10 protein-coding genes are annotated in these 15050 nt (G+C 72.2%); 5 read left to right on the top strand and 5 right to left on the bottom strand.

The genetic code is table 11. The annotated features are described in order from the left end of the window. Positions 1–4 precede the first annotated feature (4 nt). Positions 5–1144: a Fic family protein gene (locus CLV70_RS20305; RefSeq protein ID WP_106128108.1), complete on the top strand. Its 1140-nt coding sequence runs from the start codon at positions 5–7 to the stop codon at positions 1142–1144. Between the two features lie 47 nt (positions 1145–1191). Here the strand turns inward: CLV70_RS20305 and CLV70_RS20300 are convergent, their stop codons facing one another. After that, positions 1192–1869, bottom strand: a complete 678-nt coding sequence (locus tag CLV70_RS20300) for an Abi family protein (RefSeq protein ID WP_211303821.1) — start codon at positions 1867–1869, stop codon at positions 1192–1194. A gap of 219 nt (positions 1870–2088) precedes the next feature. After that, positions 2089–2523, bottom strand: a complete 435-nt coding sequence (locus tag CLV70_RS20295; protein WP_106128107.1) for a restriction system modified-DNA reader domain-containing protein — start codon at positions 2521–2523, stop codon at positions 2089–2091. Positions 2524–2635: 112 nt separating this feature from the next. Between CLV70_RS20295 and CLV70_RS20290 the strand changes: the two genes are divergently transcribed. The 3 genes from CLV70_RS20290 (at position 2636) to purE (ending at position 6392) form a co-directional block, all read left to right on the top strand. After that, complete coding sequence (locus CLV70_RS20290; RefSeq protein WP_106128106.1) at positions 2636–4627, top strand: thioredoxin domain-containing protein; 1992 nt, start codon at positions 2636–2638, stop codon at positions 4625–4627. Between the two features lie 119 nt (positions 4628–4746). Further along, positions 4747–5895, top strand: coding sequence for a 5-(carboxyamino)imidazole ribonucleotide synthase (locus CLV70_RS20285; RefSeq protein WP_106128105.1), 1149 nt, complete (start codon positions 4747–4749; stop codon positions 5893–5895). Then, a complete protein-coding gene (gene purE, locus CLV70_RS20280) occupies positions 5895–6392 on the top strand; it encodes a 5-(carboxyamino)imidazole ribonucleotide mutase (protein WP_106128104.1) in 498 nt (165 codons plus the stop codon). The genes CLV70_RS20285 and purE overlap by 1 nt, the downstream gene beginning before the upstream one ends. A gap of 16 nt (positions 6393–6408) precedes the next feature. On the opposite strand, the gene CLV70_RS20275 is transcribed toward purE, so the two are convergent. The 3 genes from CLV70_RS20275 to CLV70_RS20265 form a co-directional block, all read right to left on the bottom strand. Beyond that, positions 6409–6963: a DUF6082 family protein gene (locus CLV70_RS20275; protein ID WP_106128103.1), complete on the bottom strand. Its 555-nt coding sequence runs from the start codon at positions 6961–6963 to the stop codon at positions 6409–6411. Between the two features lie 34 nt (positions 6964–6997). Then, positions 6998–12139 (bottom strand): SCO7613 C-terminal domain-containing membrane protein, encoded by a 5142-nt coding sequence (locus CLV70_RS20270; RefSeq protein ID WP_106128102.1) that lies wholly within the window; start codon positions 12137–12139, stop codon positions 6998–7000. Positions 12140–12273: 134 nt separating this feature from the next. Beyond that, positions 12274–13713 carry a UDP-glucose dehydrogenase family protein gene (locus tag CLV70_RS20265; protein WP_106128101.1) on the bottom strand — a complete coding sequence of 480 codons (1440 nt, stop codon included), beginning with the start codon at positions 13711–13713 and terminating at the stop codon, positions 12274–12276. A 177-nt stretch (positions 13714–13890) separates the two neighbouring features. Between CLV70_RS20265 and CLV70_RS20260 the strand changes: the two genes are divergently transcribed. Next, on the top strand, positions 13891–15045 hold the full coding sequence (locus tag CLV70_RS20260) for an acyl-CoA dehydrogenase family protein (protein ID WP_106128100.1): 1155 nt from the start codon (positions 13891–13893) through the stop codon (positions 15043–15045). Positions 15046–15050: the final 5 nt, after the last annotated feature.

Here is a 15050-nt window from a genome sequence, read left to right as displayed (position 1 = left end):
TCGCATGTTGTACGCGACGCCACCCCTGACCGCCGACGATCAGCGGGTCCTGGCCGAAATCGACGAGTTCTACGCCGACTTCGAGCGTTCGACCGGTGGTTCCAAGGCGAGTGAGTGGTTGGGCGGTGTCCGCAAGCGGCTCGTCGCCGGGGCGATTCGGGGCTCGAACACGATCGAGGGCTACACGGTCGACTTGAGCACAGCGTCGGCGATCGTGGCCGGAGCGCCGGTTCCGGCCAGCGTTCCGGAAGAGTCCAGGGAAGCCGTGATCGGCTACCGGGACGCGCTGACCTGGGTCATGCAGACCCCTGACATGGACTTCTTCGCACACGGCGAAACCGTGCTGTCGGCGCTGCACTTCATGATGACCCGGTTCTGGAAGGAGAAGTCTCCGGGGCGGTACCGCCGAAAAGGCATTGCCGTCACCGGCACGGACCCGCTCGCGCCGGCGTACGTCGGACCCGGCGCCGAGGAGGTACCCCCTCTCATGCGCGAGCTGGTTGAATGGCTCGACGCCGGCGACCTGGACACCCACTTGCTGGTACGGGCCGCGATGGCGCACCTCAATCTCGTCGCCATCCATCCGTGGCGCGACGGGAACGGGCGGATGTCGCGATGCGTGCAGACTCTGGTCATCGCGCGGGGCGGCCGGGTGTACCCGGAATTCTGCTCGATCGAGGAATGGCTGGGACATGACGTCAACACGCTCGACTACTATCGCGTGCTTCGCGAGACGAACCGGGGCACCTACCAGCCGCAACTGAGCGCGAGTGGATGGGTGCGGTTCTGCCTGCGCGCCCACCACCTCCAGGCCCAGGTGGTCGGCAAGAGGCTGAAGCTCGGACGAGACGTGTGGACAGCGGCCGAGGAGATGGCCGGCCGGCTCGGGCTGAACGATCGGACGGTGGCCGCGCTCTATGCCGCCGCCACCGGTCAATTGTGGCGGGATGTCTACCAGGAAGAGGAGATGCTGTCCCGGGATCAGTCGATCCGCGATATCCGGCGGCTTGAGCAGGCGGGACTCGTGAAGGGAGTCGGATACGGCACCACTCTGCATTACGTGGCCGTTGGCGACCTCAAACGCGCTCATGACGAGATCAGTGCGGCGGTGACCGCACCGCCTGTCGAGCCCTACCCGGCCTGAGGCGTGGCCGCCCCTCACCGGCCAATCACTTCACGCCGGTTGTGAGATCAAGCGTGAAGCGAAGTGTTGGGCGGTCGCGCAGCGAGCGCGGTGCTGACCGAGCTGCACTGCTCGATCCAGCGCCGGGTCGTAGGACAGATCCATTCCGCTACCTGTAGCGAATCCTGATACAGGACGGCCAACGGTCGGTTGAACATCGGTTCGTGGTGGGCCATGCGATTGCGCGCTTGGTGTAGCCGGCTGACCGCGTCGAAGACGGAATCGCGTCTCTGCCGGGAAAATGCCCTGTGCAGGCACGGAACCCACAGCCCTCGGTCGTACCGACGAGCCAGGAGGAACCGCCAGAAGCCGAGATTGAGTTCTGCGACGACACGTCCGGGCGTTTCCGGCCTTCCGTCACGTAGGGCGCGAGTCCGCGCCTTGGCGATGTCTTCACGAGCCTCGACGAAGAGGAACCCGTTCGGCCGCGATCGTGACGAGGGGTTGAGGTACCAGCGGGGCTCTCCGAAGCTTCGGTCGGACCAGGCCTCGAGCTCTTGATGGAGTGCGTTTCGCAACGTCACCTCCACGTGGCCGATGGTCGACCCGAGCGCCGCTGTGATCTCAGCGTTCCACCGATACAGCGCAAACGCCTCTTCGAGGCTGCCGCCGCATGCACTCTTGTACGGGCCGAGGCGCTCAGGTGAGAGACGCTGCTGGAGCACCGTCAGTTCGGCCGCCTGCACGTCCGGCTCCCTCTTGTCGTTTGAGCACGCTATGATTCGTGCTGAAGACCCCGGTTCGCCTCTGCTCCGCAAGAGCATGCTGCCGGGGTTTTGCATGTGTCGGTCAAGAGCTTGCTCGGAGCCAGGGCATCCGTTCGCTGACCTGATCGAGCCGATGTCCATGTCGGCAAGGCGGCTCGGCGCTCCCAATCGTAGAGATTGGAGATTGGGAGCGCAAGTTCAGTCGCGCTTCACCCGAGCGCGAAGTTGGAGGAGCGAGCGGCCGGAAGGCACATGCACGTAGATCCAGCCGTTGATCGTGGTGCCGGTCTGCTCAGCGAGTGCCCGCGACGGCGTGGAGAACTGGCGGCCGTCCGTCAGCTTCAACCAGCCCCGACTGGTGACAGTCGCCTCGTGAACCATGTGCCGCCGCGGTTGCTCGTGCCGCAGAAGGTCGCCAGCAGCAATGAGGCCGGCTTCGAGCAGGGGCATGAGGGCCCCGGGTCGTCGTAACCGCCGTTTCCCGGGAAGCGCAGCGTTCTCCGAGGGCTCCACCTGTTGTCCGCTGAGGAGGAGTCGACGTAGTACGTCGTTCGGAGTGTCGACCAAGGGTTCGCAGTGTTGCTGCAAGAAGGCGAACACCTCCTCGTCGACCTCAATCGTCCGGCTCGTCATCACGTACTCACTTCTCCCAATCGTCAGTCCTGCTCAGGCTACACGGAGATTGGGAGACTGCAGAGCTGCGTATGCGGATCGTCGAGAAGCCGCGATGTGGCAAGGTTGGCCCATGAACCGGCTGGGCAGCGCGACTTCGCCGTATCTCCTCCAACACGCCAGCAACCCGGTGGACTGGTGGCCGTGGTGCGAAGAAGCGTTCGAGGAAGCGCGGCGGCGAGATGTCCCAATCTTGGTGTCGGTGGGCTATGCCGCCTGTCACTGGTGTCATGTCATGGCGCACGAGTCGTTCGAGGACGAGGGCATTGCCCGGCAGGTCAATGACAACTTCGTGGCGATCAAGGTGGACCGCGAGGAGCGGCCGGATGTCGATGCCGTCTATATGACCGCGACGCAGGCGATGACCGGGCAGGGTGGGTGGCCCATGACGGTTTTCGCCACGCCCGGCGGTGAGCCGTTCTTCTGCGGCACGTACTTTCCGCGGCCGGCCTTCTCCCGGCTGCTCGACTCGGTCACCGCCGCGTGGCGCGATCAGCGCGACGACGTCATCAAGCAGGGTTCCGCGGTGGTCCAGGCGATCGGCGGTGCCCAGCTCGTCGGCGGGCCGACCGCGCCGATCTCGGCGACGCTGCTCGACACCGCGGCCGCGGAGCTGGCGAAGGAGCACGACCAGGGGTACGGCGGGTTCGGCGGGGCGCCGAAGTTCCCTCCGCACATGAACCTGCTCTTCCTCCTGCGGCACCACCAGCGCACCGGGGACGGTGAGGGTCTCGAGATCGTCCGCCACACCGCCGAGCAGATGGCCCGGGGCGGCATCTACGACCAGCTCGCCGGCGGGTTCGCGCGGTATGCCGTGGACAACACGTGGACGGTGCCGCACTTCGAGAAGATGCTCTACGACAACGCGCTGCTGCTCCGCGTCTACACGCATCTGTGGCGGCTCACCGGGGATCCGCTCGCCCGCCGCATCGCGGACGAGACCGCCGCCTTCCTCCTGCGCGACCTCGCCACGCCCGCCGGGGGCCTCGCGTCGGCGCTCGATGCGGACACCGAGGGCACCGAAGGGCTGACGTACGCGTGGACGCCCGCCCAGCTCATCGCGGCGCTGGGCGAGGACGACGGCACCTGGGCGGCGGACCTGTTCCGGGTCACCACCGAAGGTACGTTCGAGCACGGCAGCAGCGTGCTGGTCCTCGCGCGCGACATCGACGCCGCCGCGGACGAGGTGGTGGCGCGCTGGCGTGACGTGCGGGGCCGGCTGCTCGCCGTACGGGCCGACCGCCCCCAGCCCGCCCGCGACGACAAGGTCGTGGCCTCCTGGAACGGGCTGGCGATCACCGCGCTGGCCGAGCACGCGGTGCTGCTGGACGCCCCCTCGTCCCGTGCGGCGGCCGTGGCGCTCGCCGGTGTCCTCGCCGACCGCCACCTCGTCGACGACCGGCTGCGCCGCGTCTCCCGCGACGGTGTCGTCGGTGAACCGGCCGGGGTGCTCGAGGACTACGGCGCGGTGGCGGAGGCGTTCTGCGCGGTGCACCAGCTCACCGGGGAGGGCCGCTGGCTCACGCTGGCCGGGTCGCTGCTGGACGTGGCGCTGGCGCACTTCGGCACCGGCGGGGGCGGGTTCTACGACACCGCCGACGACGCCGAACGCCTCGTGACCCGCCCGGCCGACCCGACCGACAACGCCACGCCGTCCGGCCTCGCGGCGGTGTGCGCCGGGCTGGTGGCGTACTCGGCGCTGACCGGGCGGACGTCCTACCGGGAGGCGGCCGACGCGGCCCTCGAAACGGTGGCGCCCCTGATCGGCAGCCACCCGCGCTTCGCCGGCTACTCGGCAACGGTGGCCGAGGCGGCGCTGGCCGGCCCGTACGAGATCGCCGTCGCCACCCGGAACCCGGACGGCGATGCGCTCCTCGCGGCCGCCCACCGGTACGCGCTCCCGGGCACGGTGATCGTCGCCGGCGCACCGGACACGCCGGGGGTGCCGCTGCTGGCCGACCGGCCGTTGATCGGCGGCGGCTCTACGGCGTACGTGTGCCGCGGTTTTGTCTGCGACCGCCCGGTCACGACGGCGGCGGAGCTGGAGGCCCGCTTGAAGGCCTGACCGGTCAGCGGTGAAAGCGGGCCGCGAAGAGGTCGGCGCCCCTGAGCCGGTGGGTCGGAGCGCCCGGCGGACGCACCCCCTCAGCAGCCGGACAACCGGGTGGATAGGCTGGCCCGGCGATGGATACTCGAACCGGTCTTCCTGTTGTCGGCATGGTGGGCGGCGGGCAGCTGGCCCGGATGACCCACCAGGCCGCTATTGCACTGGGTCAGTCGCTGCGGGTCCTCTCGGTCTCGCCCGACGACAGTGCCGCCCTGGTCGCCGCCGACGTGCGGATCGGCACGCACACCGATCTGGCAGCCCTGCGGGAGTTCGCCAAGGGCTGCGACGCCGTCACCTTCGACCACGAGCACGTGCCCACCGCGCATATCGCCGCGCTGGCCGCCGAGGGCGTGAAGATCTACCCCGGGGCGGACACGATCGTGTACGCCCAGGACAAGCAGCGGATGCGGGAGCGGCTGTCCGAGTTGGGGGCCCCGGTGCCGCGGTGGCGGCCGGTCGCCGAGGCCGGCGAGATCGCCGGGTTCGCCGCGGAGGCCGGCGGCTGGCCCGTCGTGGCCAAGGCCGTGCGCGGCGGGTACGACGGCCGGGGCGTGTGGATGCTCGCCGACGCTGCCGCCGCCGAGGAACTCGTCCGGACCGGGACGCCGCTGATCGTCGAGGAGCGGGTCCCGCTCGTACGGGAGCTGGCCGCGCTCGTCGCCCGGTCGCCGTTCGGGCAGGTCGCCGCCTATCCGGTCGTCGAGACCGTGCAGCGGGACGGAATCTGTGTCGAGGTGCTCGCCCCGGCGCCCGGGCTGCCCGAGGAGCGCGCTCTCGAGGCTCAGCAGCTGGCCATCGACCTGGCGAACGCGCTCGGAGTCGTCGGGCTGCTGGCCGTCGAGCTGTTCGAGACCGCGGACGGCCTCGTCGTCAACGAGCTGGCGATGCGCCCGCACAACTCGGGACACTGGACCATCGAGGGCGCCCGGACGTCGCAGTTCGAGCAGCACCTGCGGGCCGTGCTCGACTACCCGATGGGGGAGACGTCGCTGGCCGCGCCCGCGGTGGTGATGGCCAACGTCCTCGGCGGGCCCGACGGCGGCATGTCCATCGACGAGCACCTGCACCACCTGTTCGCCGCCGACCCCGGCGTCCGGGTCCATCTGTACGGCAAACAGGTGCGCCCCGGCCGCAAGATCGGCCACGTCACCGTCCTCGGCGACGACATGACCTCGGTACGCGCCCGGGCGGCCCGCGCCGCCCGCCGGCTCCAGGAAGGCGAATGATGGCACCCTCGGTCGGCGTGATCATGGGCAGCGACTCGGACTGGTCCACGATGGAGGCGGCGGCCCTGGCCCTCGCCGAATTCGAGGTACCTTTCGAGGTCGGAGTCGTCTCGGCCCACCGCACGGTGCAGAAAATGGTCGACTACGCCACCTCGGCAGCCGACCGCGGCCTCAAGGTCATCATCACCGGCGCCGGCGGAGCGGCCCACCTCCCCGGCATGGTCGCGGCGCTCACCCCCCTCCCGGTCATCGGCGTCCCGGTGCCCCTCAAATACCTCGACGGCATGGACTCCCTGCTCTCGATCGTCCAGATGCCGGCCGGCGTACCGGTCGCGACGGTCTCGATCGGCGGCGCCCGCAACGCCGGCCTGCTCGCGGTCCGCATCCTGGCGGCGTCGGACCCGGTCCTGCTGAAGCGCATGCAGGCCTTCCAGACCAACCTCGAACAGATCGTGGCCGAGAAGGACGAGGCCCTCCGCCAGCGACTGCTGGGCTAGCTAGGGCGAGGCAACGTCAGGGCCGGCCGGGATGTTGCGCCTGCCGGCCGAGGTTCTGCCGCTTCTGTAGGAACACCGCGATCCCCGCGCCGATCGCCAGCCCGGACAGACCCACCCAAGCGAACTGTCTGAGAGCGGGTTGTTTCCGCACGGGCGCGATCTCGGCGGCGGGGTCCGACGCGAGGCCGGGTTCCGCCCTGGCCCACTGCTCGTCCACGATCCGCAGGAAACGACGCCGGCGGCGCCCTTTGACGGTGATCCAGGTGGTGTGGACCTCGTCCCACCATTGCCAGGCCGTGGGATTCCGGAACATTCGGGCGATGAGGCCTCGAAGCACACCCTCGCCGATCTCGCCTAACCCGCAGAGGGCTGCCCCGGAGAGCAGGGCCGACGCGCCGCCGTAGGCCTGGCCGACGTCCGCCAGGTTCTTCCACGGCCAGGATGTGCCGAGCAGCCGGTAGAGGAGCAGCGGTGAGTAGATGACCGTGGCGGTGCCGGCGGCTATGGCCGATGTCAGGGCGGCGAGTCGCCAGCGGGAGAGGGCTGCGGTGGCGTGGCGGCGGAATGTCATCGGCTTCGGCCCTGCCTGGCGGTGACGTCTGCTGTCAGCGCATGCGGACGAGGGCGCCTCTCAGGCGTTCCTGGGTGCGGCGGCGGTTTTCGTTGGTTGCTCCCAGGAAGAGGAGGATCACGCCGACTGGGACCAGGACCAGCCAGGGGCCGACCAGGGTGGTGGCGAAGTGGATCGTTGCCACCGCGGTGGCCGCGGCGCCGATCACGACCGGGGCCTGTTGCTGGAGGCGGGAGCCGACGATCAGGGTGGCGACGGCGCCGAGGAGGAGGAGCAGTTCGCGCAGGTCGCCCGCTTCCGTGGCGATGACCAGGCCCGTCGTCGGGACGAAGGCTGCCAGGAGGGCCGGGCCGTACGCGGCCCAGCTGCTCAGGTCGGGGCGCTGGCGGGCCTCGAGGACGCCGACCAGCAGGGCCAGGGCCGCGAACGGCAGGGTGTACGCCTCCGGCAGGGCCACGTCCGCGAGGGCCACGAAGAGCCAGATGCCGATGATCTCGAAGCCGACCGCCAGCCAGAACAGGTTGCGGCGCTGCTGGGGCGTACGGCCGGGGCGGGTGGCGGCCAGGCCGAGGACCGCGCCCCACGCCGCCAGCAGGGCCGCGAGGTGCGCCGGGGAGTTGTAGGCGAGGGCGCCCGCGAGCAGCGCGGATGCGTACCCGCTCCATTCGACCGTGGTCGCTTCCAGGCGGTACTCGGGCAGGCCGAGGCGGGGGAGCGCGGCTTCGAGGACGAGCAGCGCCGCCCCGACCGCGAGGACGCCGAACGCCGCCCATTCCGGGGTGAGGCCGGCGACCAGGGCGACCGTGAGGACGAAGAACTGGCCCATCACCGCGGTGAAGAGCCAGCCCAGGATGCGGGCGTGGCGGCTCTTGCCGGCGACCGCCGCGACCAGGCCGACGCCGATGGCGCTGCCCAGGGTGAACAGCGTCAGCTGCTGGGTGGCGAGGCTGCCGGCGAGGCCCGCGTTGCCGGCGAGCAGGCCGATGATGAACACGATGGTGCGGGTGTAGCGCAGCAGCGTCGCCCGGGTCGCGACCGGCGGCGGGGTCAGCGCCAGGCCGAGCATGGCGATCGTGAACACCACCAGCGCTGCCGACGTCGACGCGGGCCAGCGGGCGTCCAGCGCGATGGGCGCGATCAGCAGGGTGATCGCAAGACCGGGCAGGATGACGGGTACGGCCTCAGCCGGCTTGCCGCCGAACCCGAGGGCGGCGAGCGCGGCGGCCACCGTCAGCAGCACCGTGGCGAGCACGCTGGTGCCGTCGACGCTGCCGGAGGCCGGGTGGGTCAGCGCCTCGACGGGCCCGTCCCAGATCGCGCGCAACTGGTTCATCGGGTCGAACAGGGCCGCGCGCAGGGCCGGGGCGATGGAGACCAGCGCCAGGACCGTGGGCAGGGCCGCGACGACGACCGCGCCGGTGGCCGGGTCGACCAGCCAGCGTCCGCGGAGGCCGCTCGGGCGCAGCCGGGACCGGCGCTGGCCGGTGAAGCGCGGCTCCCGCCAGGTGTGCGGGGGCGCGAGCGTCAGCCCCGGCGCCGGGATCGCGCCGCGCAGCAGCTCCGCGACCACCCCCAGCAACGCGGCCGCGGCGGCGTACAGGGCGGTCGGGTAGTCGCTGGGCACGGACGCCAGAGCGGTGATCGTGGCGCCGCCGACCAGGCCGACCGTGGCCCACGGCAGGTACTGCGGCACCGCACGGCCGGCCACCGCGAGCAGCGCCAGCATGAGGCTCGAGCCGGCCAGCGCGGCGGTCAGCACCACCTGCGCCGTACGGCCCTGGTCGGCGGCGATCGCGGCGAGCACGCCGGGGGCGGCGAGCAGGGCGGCCATGGTCGCCGCGCCACCGATCTGGGCGCGGTGCCGGGGCATCCCCGTGTCGTCCAGGGCGTACGCGACGACCTCGTCGGTCTCCGCGCGCTCGGCCCAGCCCTCGCGGACGGCCGGGGTGAGGTCGGCGCGGGCCAGCCAGGCCACCAGGACGCCGGTCAGCACGATCAGGCCCAGCGCGAGCGCCGTCGACCAGGGGCGGACCAGGCCCGCGCCGGCCGCGTGCAGCGCCACCACGGCGGCCACGCCGGCGCGGGACAGGGCGGCGCGCGGGTCGGTGGCGGCGACGGCGGCGATGCCGTACCCGAGGGTGACCGCGCCCCCGATCAGCAGGGGCGACCACCAGGGCAGGCCGAAGGCGGCCGGCGCCCCGATCGTGGCCAGCGCGACGCAGATCGCGCTCACGTCGTACTTCGCCGGGCGGGGCAGGGCCGCGGACGCGGCGACGGCGATGATGAGCAGGGCGAACGGGGCCTGCCAGCCGCCGGGCGGGGCGGTGGACGGGTAGCCGCTGACGTCCGACGCCCAGATCGGGCCCGGGGCGGCGACGATGCGGGCGGCGTACACCAGGGCCTGCCAACCGGCGATGCCGCCGACGACCAGGCCGGCCAGGCCCACGCCGCGGACCGGGCCGCGGCGCCAGTCCTCGGGCAGCGACCGTACGCCGAACGCCACGATCAGCACCACGATCGCCCCCACGGCGAGCGGCGCCTCCGGGAAGGCGAGCGCGGCGACCCGGGCCAGCGCGCCGCAGACCGCCACGGTGGCCGCGGCGGCGGCGATGTCCGGCCCGTCGAGCATCCGGTCGGCGCGGCGGCCGTTGTCCAGCGACTTGGCGAAGAACAGCAGGCCGGCGGCGACGAGCAGGAGCGCGCCGACCCAGATGTCCGCCGCGGTGGCACCGGGGGAGAGCAGGGCGGCGAGCGCCAGCGCGATCGCGCCGAGCCCGGCCCCGGCCGTCATCGGCAGGCTCACCTCGCGGCGCGCCACCTGGAAGACCGCCGCGTACGTGAGGGTGCCGGCCACGGCGAGGAAGCCCAGCGCCAGCGCCGGAACCGTGACGTCCTCGGTCGGCGGGGGACCGCCGCCCGGGTCGTTGACGGCCAGCATCGCGGTCACCACGGCACCCGGGATGGCGAGGGCGGCCGCCCCGGAGGCCCAGTCGCCGATCAGCCAGGCGTACAGGCGTACCGGAATCTGCCGGGCCGCGACCGCGACCATCACGCCCGCGCCGGCCAGCGCGGTCAGGACCGCGGCCGTCAGCCACGACGCGCTGAGCGCGGCGCCGAAGCCGAACAGGCCGACCACCCCGGCCGCGGCGAGGTGCGCGATCGCGACCCGCCGGGTCGGCGCCATCAGGCCCGCCGCGCCGATGCCGATCGCCGCGACGACCAGCGGCCAGGGCGCCTCCGACCAGGGCAGACCCAGGGAGGCGGGCACGGCCAGCGCGGTCAGGGCGACGCCGGTGACGGCACCCTCGCGGCGGTACTCGGCGGGCAGGGCGAGCGCCGCGGCGACGGTCAGCAGCAGCGCGCTCAGGGCCAGCAGCCAGCCGGAGCCGCCCGCGGCGGCCGAGATCCTGCCCGCGTACGCGGCGGTGTCGGCGTTCCAGATCGGGCGCGCGGCCTGCACCGGGGCGAGCGCCGCACGCAGGGCGTCGACCGCCACGAACAGGCCGATGAGGGTGAGCGCCGCGGCCGACGCGTACTGCGGGCCCCGGCGCACCTCGTCGGGCAGGGACAGCACGGCGGCGCCGGTGACCGCGACGGCGGCGGCCGCGGCGGCGAGGGTCCAGGACGGCGAGGCGACGTCGGCGATGCGGGCGCACGCGCCGATGACCGCGAGCGTCAGCACGGCCCCGGCGATGTTGCGCGCCGGGATCTGGTCGACCAGCCGGGCGGCGGCCGAGGCGGTCAGGGCCGCCACGATCAAAATCAGACCCGACCGTACGGCGTCAGCCATCGCGTCCGCGCCGATCAGGCCGGCTCCCGCGTACACCAGGGCCCCGGCCGCGGCCAGGCACAGCAGGCCGAAGGTCAGCTGCCGCAGCCAGCCCGCGGACGGCGGGGTGGCGGGCGGCGCGAGCGGCACCGAGCCCGCGGGCGGCGCGCCGGCCGGGCGCGGGCCGGGGAAGATGCGGGTCGGCAGCCAGCGCCAGCGGCGGCGGCCGGTCAGCCCGTCGATGATCAGGTCGGGTTCCTCGGGCCGGGACTCGGGGCGGTCCGGCAGGCCGTACGCGGCGTCGGCGGCGGCCGGGTCGGCCGGGTCCGCGAGCGCGGCCGGGTCGTAGGACCCCGGATCGGCGGGATCGTGGCGGGTCTCGAAGTCGCGGGCGCCGATGTCGCGGGCGTCCGCCTCGGCCAGCGACTCCCGGTCGCCGGCCACGGGCCGCCCCGCCGGCCAGCGCGGCAGCAGCCGGCCCTGGCGGATCACCGTGGTGAGCAGCAGCAGGTCGATCACGGCCACGGCGGTCAGCGCGACCGCCCATCCGGCCGGGCTCTCGATCATCGGGTACGCGAGCAGCGGCGGCACCGGCTGCACGGCGACGACGGTGCCGTACCGGGGCGCGGCCAGCTTCGTCATGCCCGCGTACACGAACGACGCGGCGGCGGAGATGAGCAGCGTGACGCCGAGGAAGACCGGCGCCGGGACGGACGTGCCGCCGAGCGCGGGGCTGCCGTGCAGCGCGTACAGGGTCATCGGCAGCAGCACGAGGCCGACGGCGGCGAGCGTCTCACCCGTCGAGGTCAGGCCCCGGCGGGCGATCGCGGGCGCCGCCCCCAGCGCCACCAGGGTGGCGAGGGCCAGGATGAAGGCCCGGCCGATCGCGTTGCTGGCGGCGCCGGCGAACACGACCGCCGCCACGCCGAGGACCAGGGCGCTGAGCCCCAGCAGGATGTTCTGCACCGACTGCGAGGACGTCTCGGGGGCGTGCGGCGGTGGCTCCTCCGGCGGCAGCGGCGCGACCCTGCGCCGCGGCGGCAGCGGCGGGGGCGCCGGGTCCTCGGTCGGCGGCGGATCGTCGACGAGCAGCGTGGCACCGTCGGACGCCACGCCGGGCGTCCCCGTGTACGGGCTGCCGGGCGGAGACCACGACGGCCGTCCCTCGGCGGGCGCGGCCGTCTCCGCGGGCCGCCGGCGCACCCGGCGCACCTTCGCGGCGGCACGTTTCCGCTGCTGGTTGGCGTGCGCCAGGATGTCGCGCTGGAACTGCGCGGCCTGGATGGCACTGGCGATGTTCCCGCGTTCCTTCGCCGCCGCCATGTCACGGATCTTCAGTTCCGCGATCGACGCGTCGATGCGGGCCAACTCCTCGTCGTAGCTGTCCGGCTGCTCAGCCTGCGCCACGGCACCTCCTAGACCCGCCCTACCGAAGCATGCCCTCCCGACACCTCATTAGAACAGTCCCAAGCGGGTCGAGATCAATGGAAACGGCCGCGAACCCGGCAGGTTCGCGGCCGCGGCCGGAAAACGGTCAAGCTTTAGAGGGCTGGTGCGGGGCGGCCCATGCCGCGATACTGCCAGCCGGCGCGGGCCCAGAGGACCGGGTCCAGGCAGTTCTTGCCGTCGATGACGCGCTTGCCGGCGGCGAGTTCGCCGAGCGCCTGCGGGTCCGCGTTGCGGAATTCCGCCCATTCTGTGAGTACGCACACCAGTTCGGCGCCAGCGACCGCGTCCGTCATGGAGGTCTCGTACGCGAGCCCCGGCTGGACCGCCCGCGCGTTCTCCATGCCCTGCGGGTCGTACACGCGTACGTCCGCACCGGCCTTGGCCAGCCCCGCCGCGACCGCGAGCGCGGGCGCGTCGCGTACGTCATCGGAATTGGGCTTGAAGGCGGCGCCGAGCACGGCGATCCGGGTGCCGGACAGGTCCGGGCCGGCCGGGCCGGAACGGCGGCCGAGCAGCTCGGCCGCGAGCTGGAGCACCTTGGTGCGGCGCCGGTGGTTGATCAGGTCGACCTCGTGCAGGAAGCGCAGCGCCTCCCCGGCGCCGAGCTCCTGCGCCCGGGCCTGGAACGCGCGGATGTCCTTGGGCAGGCAGCCGCCGCCGAACCCGACGCCGGCCTGGAGGAAGCGGTTGCCGATCCGCGGGTCGTAGCCGATCGCCTTGGCCAGCTGGGTGACGTCGCCGCCGGCCACCTCGCACACCTCGGCCATCGCGTTGATGAAGCTGATCTTGGTGGCGAGGAACGCGTTCGCGGCGACCTTCACCAGCTCGGCGGTGGCGAAGTCGGTCACCACCAGCGGCACCTCGCGCTCCTCGGTGGCGGCGAGGTCGAAGACGCCCTTGTGGGCCGCGTACAGCATGCCGTTCGCCCACTCGGTCTTGACGCCGACGACGATGCGGTTGGGGCGCAGCACGTCCTCGACGGCGAAGCCCTCCTGGAGGAACTCCGGCGACCAGGCCACCTCGACGCCCAGCGCGGGATCGGTGTGCTTCGCCACCAACTGCTCGACCCATTCGGCCGTACCGACCGGGACCGTGGACTTGCCGACGATCAGGGCGCGGCGCTTCAGGTGCCGGGCGAGATTCGTCACCGAGGCTTCCACGTACGCGAGGTCGGCGCCCATGCCGTCGGCGCGCTGCGGGGTGCCGACGCAGATGAAATGCACGTCGGCGAAGTCGGCGACCTGCTCGTACGAGGTCGTGAACCGCAGCCGCCCGGACGCCAGGTTCGCCCGCAGCAGCTCGTCCAGCCCGGGCTCGTGGAACGGCACCTGGCCGGCCGCCAGCTTGGCGATCTTCGGCTCGTCGATGTCGAAGCCCAGAACCTCGTAGCCGAGCTCGGCGAAACAGATGGCGTACGTCGCACCGAGGTAGCCCGTGCCCAGGAACGCCAGCCGCGGCCGCGGGGCGCCCGAAGGCACCTCGACCTCGGGAAACGCGGGCACGGTCTGGGTGGTCGGGTACGGGATGGTCACGCTGTGAACTCCAGTCACACGGGGCGCAGGGAGGGGGACCTGGCGCCGGGAACGTGTCAGACACCTTCTCACGGCGTCGCACATCCGGTCCGACCGCCGTCCGGGGCGAGGATAGTGCGCGTACCCTACGCGCCGGTAACATGTGCCCGGGAGCCGCACGAAGAAGGGGCCACAGCCATGTCTGATTTCGACGTCTACCAGCTGCCGGAGGACCACGAGACGATCCGTGCGGCCGTACGCGAGGTCTGCGAGGCGCGGGTGGCGCCGCACGCGGCCGAGGCGGACGAGTCCGGCGAGTTCCCGAAGGCGTCGTACGACGCCCTCCGCTCGTCCGACTTCCACGCACCGCACATCCCGGCCGAGTACGGCGGCGCCGGCGCGGACGCCCTCGCCACCGCCATCGTGATCGAGGAGGTGGCCCGCGTGTGCGCCAGCTCGTCGCTGATCCCGGCGGTCAACAAGCTCGGCACGATGCCCCTGATCCTGTCCGGCTCCGAGGAACTCAAGCAGCGCTACCTCCCGCCGGTCGCGGCGGGCGAGGCGATGTTCTCGTACTGTTTGTCGGAGCCGGAAGCGGGCAGCGACGCCGCCTCGATGACCACCCGCGCGGTCCGCGACGGCGACTACTGGGTCCTCAACGGCGTCAAGCGCTGGATCACCAACGCCGGCGTCTCGGAGTACTACACGGTCTTCGCGGTCACCGACCCGGCGGCCCGCTCCCGCGGCATCTCCGCCTTCGTGGTCGAGAAGTCCGACGAGGGCGTCACCTTCGGCGCGCCGGAGAAGAAACTCGGCATCAAGGGCAGCCCCACCCGAGAGGTCTACTTCGACAACGTACGGCTCCCCCTCGACCGCATGATCGGCGCGGAGGGCACGGGCTTCGCCACCGCCATGAAGACCCTCGACCACACCCGCGTGACGATCGCGGCGCAGGCCGTCGGCATCGCCCAGGGCGCCCTCGACTACGCCCTCGGCTACGCCAAGGACCGCAAGCAGTTCGGCAAGCCCATCGCCGACTTCCAGGGCCTCCAGTTCATGCTCGCCGACATGGGCATGAAACTCGAAGCGGCCCGCCAACTCACCTACGTGGCAGCCGGCAAGAGCGAACGCGGCGACGCGGACCTGACCTACTTCGGCGCGGCCGCAAAATGCTTCGCCTCGGACGCGGCAATGGAAATCACCACGGACGCGGTCCAGGTCCTGGGCGGCTACGGCTACACCCGCGACTACCCGGTCGAACGCATGATGCGCGACGCCAAAATCACCCAGATCTACGAGGGTACGAACCAGGTCCAGCGCATCGTGATGGCAAGGCAGCTCCTGAAGGGCTGAGCGTC

The sequence above is a fragment of the Pseudosporangium ferrugineum genome (assembly GCF_003002065.1).
Taxonomy (GTDB): Bacteria; Actinomycetota; Actinomycetes; order Mycobacteriales; family Micromonosporaceae; genus Actinoplanes; species Actinoplanes ferrugineus_A.
The sequence above is the reverse complement of the archived record's forward strand: the minus strand, read 5'-3'. Positions and strand labels throughout refer to the sequence as shown.

Bases quoted from the DNA above. Each gene is read 5' to 3' on its own strand.
- CLV70_RS20305 (WP_106128108.1), top strand. From the start codon at position 5: ATGTTGTACGCGACGCCACCCCTGACCGCCGACGATCAGCGGGTCCTG.
- CLV70_RS20295 (WP_106128107.1), bottom strand. From the start codon at position 2,523: ATGACGAGCCGGACGATTGAGGTCGACGAGGAGGTGTTCGCCTTCTTG.
- CLV70_RS20290 (WP_106128106.1), top strand. From the start codon at position 2,636: ATGAACCGGCTGGGCAGCGCGACTTCGCCGTATCTCCTCCAACACGCC.
- CLV70_RS20285 (WP_106128105.1), top strand. From the start codon at position 4,747: ATGGATACTCGAACCGGTCTTCCTGTTGTCGGCATGGTGGGCGGCGGG.
- purE (WP_106128104.1), top strand. From the start codon at position 5,895: ATGGCACCCTCGGTCGGCGTGATCATGGGCAGCGACTCGGACTGGTCC.
- CLV70_RS20275 (WP_106128103.1), bottom strand. From the start codon at position 6,963: ATGACATTCCGCCGCCACGCCACCGCAGCCCTCTCCCGCTGGCGACTC.
- CLV70_RS20260 (WP_106128100.1), top strand. From the start codon at position 13,891: ATGTCTGATTTCGACGTCTACCAGCTGCCGGAGGACCACGAGACGATC.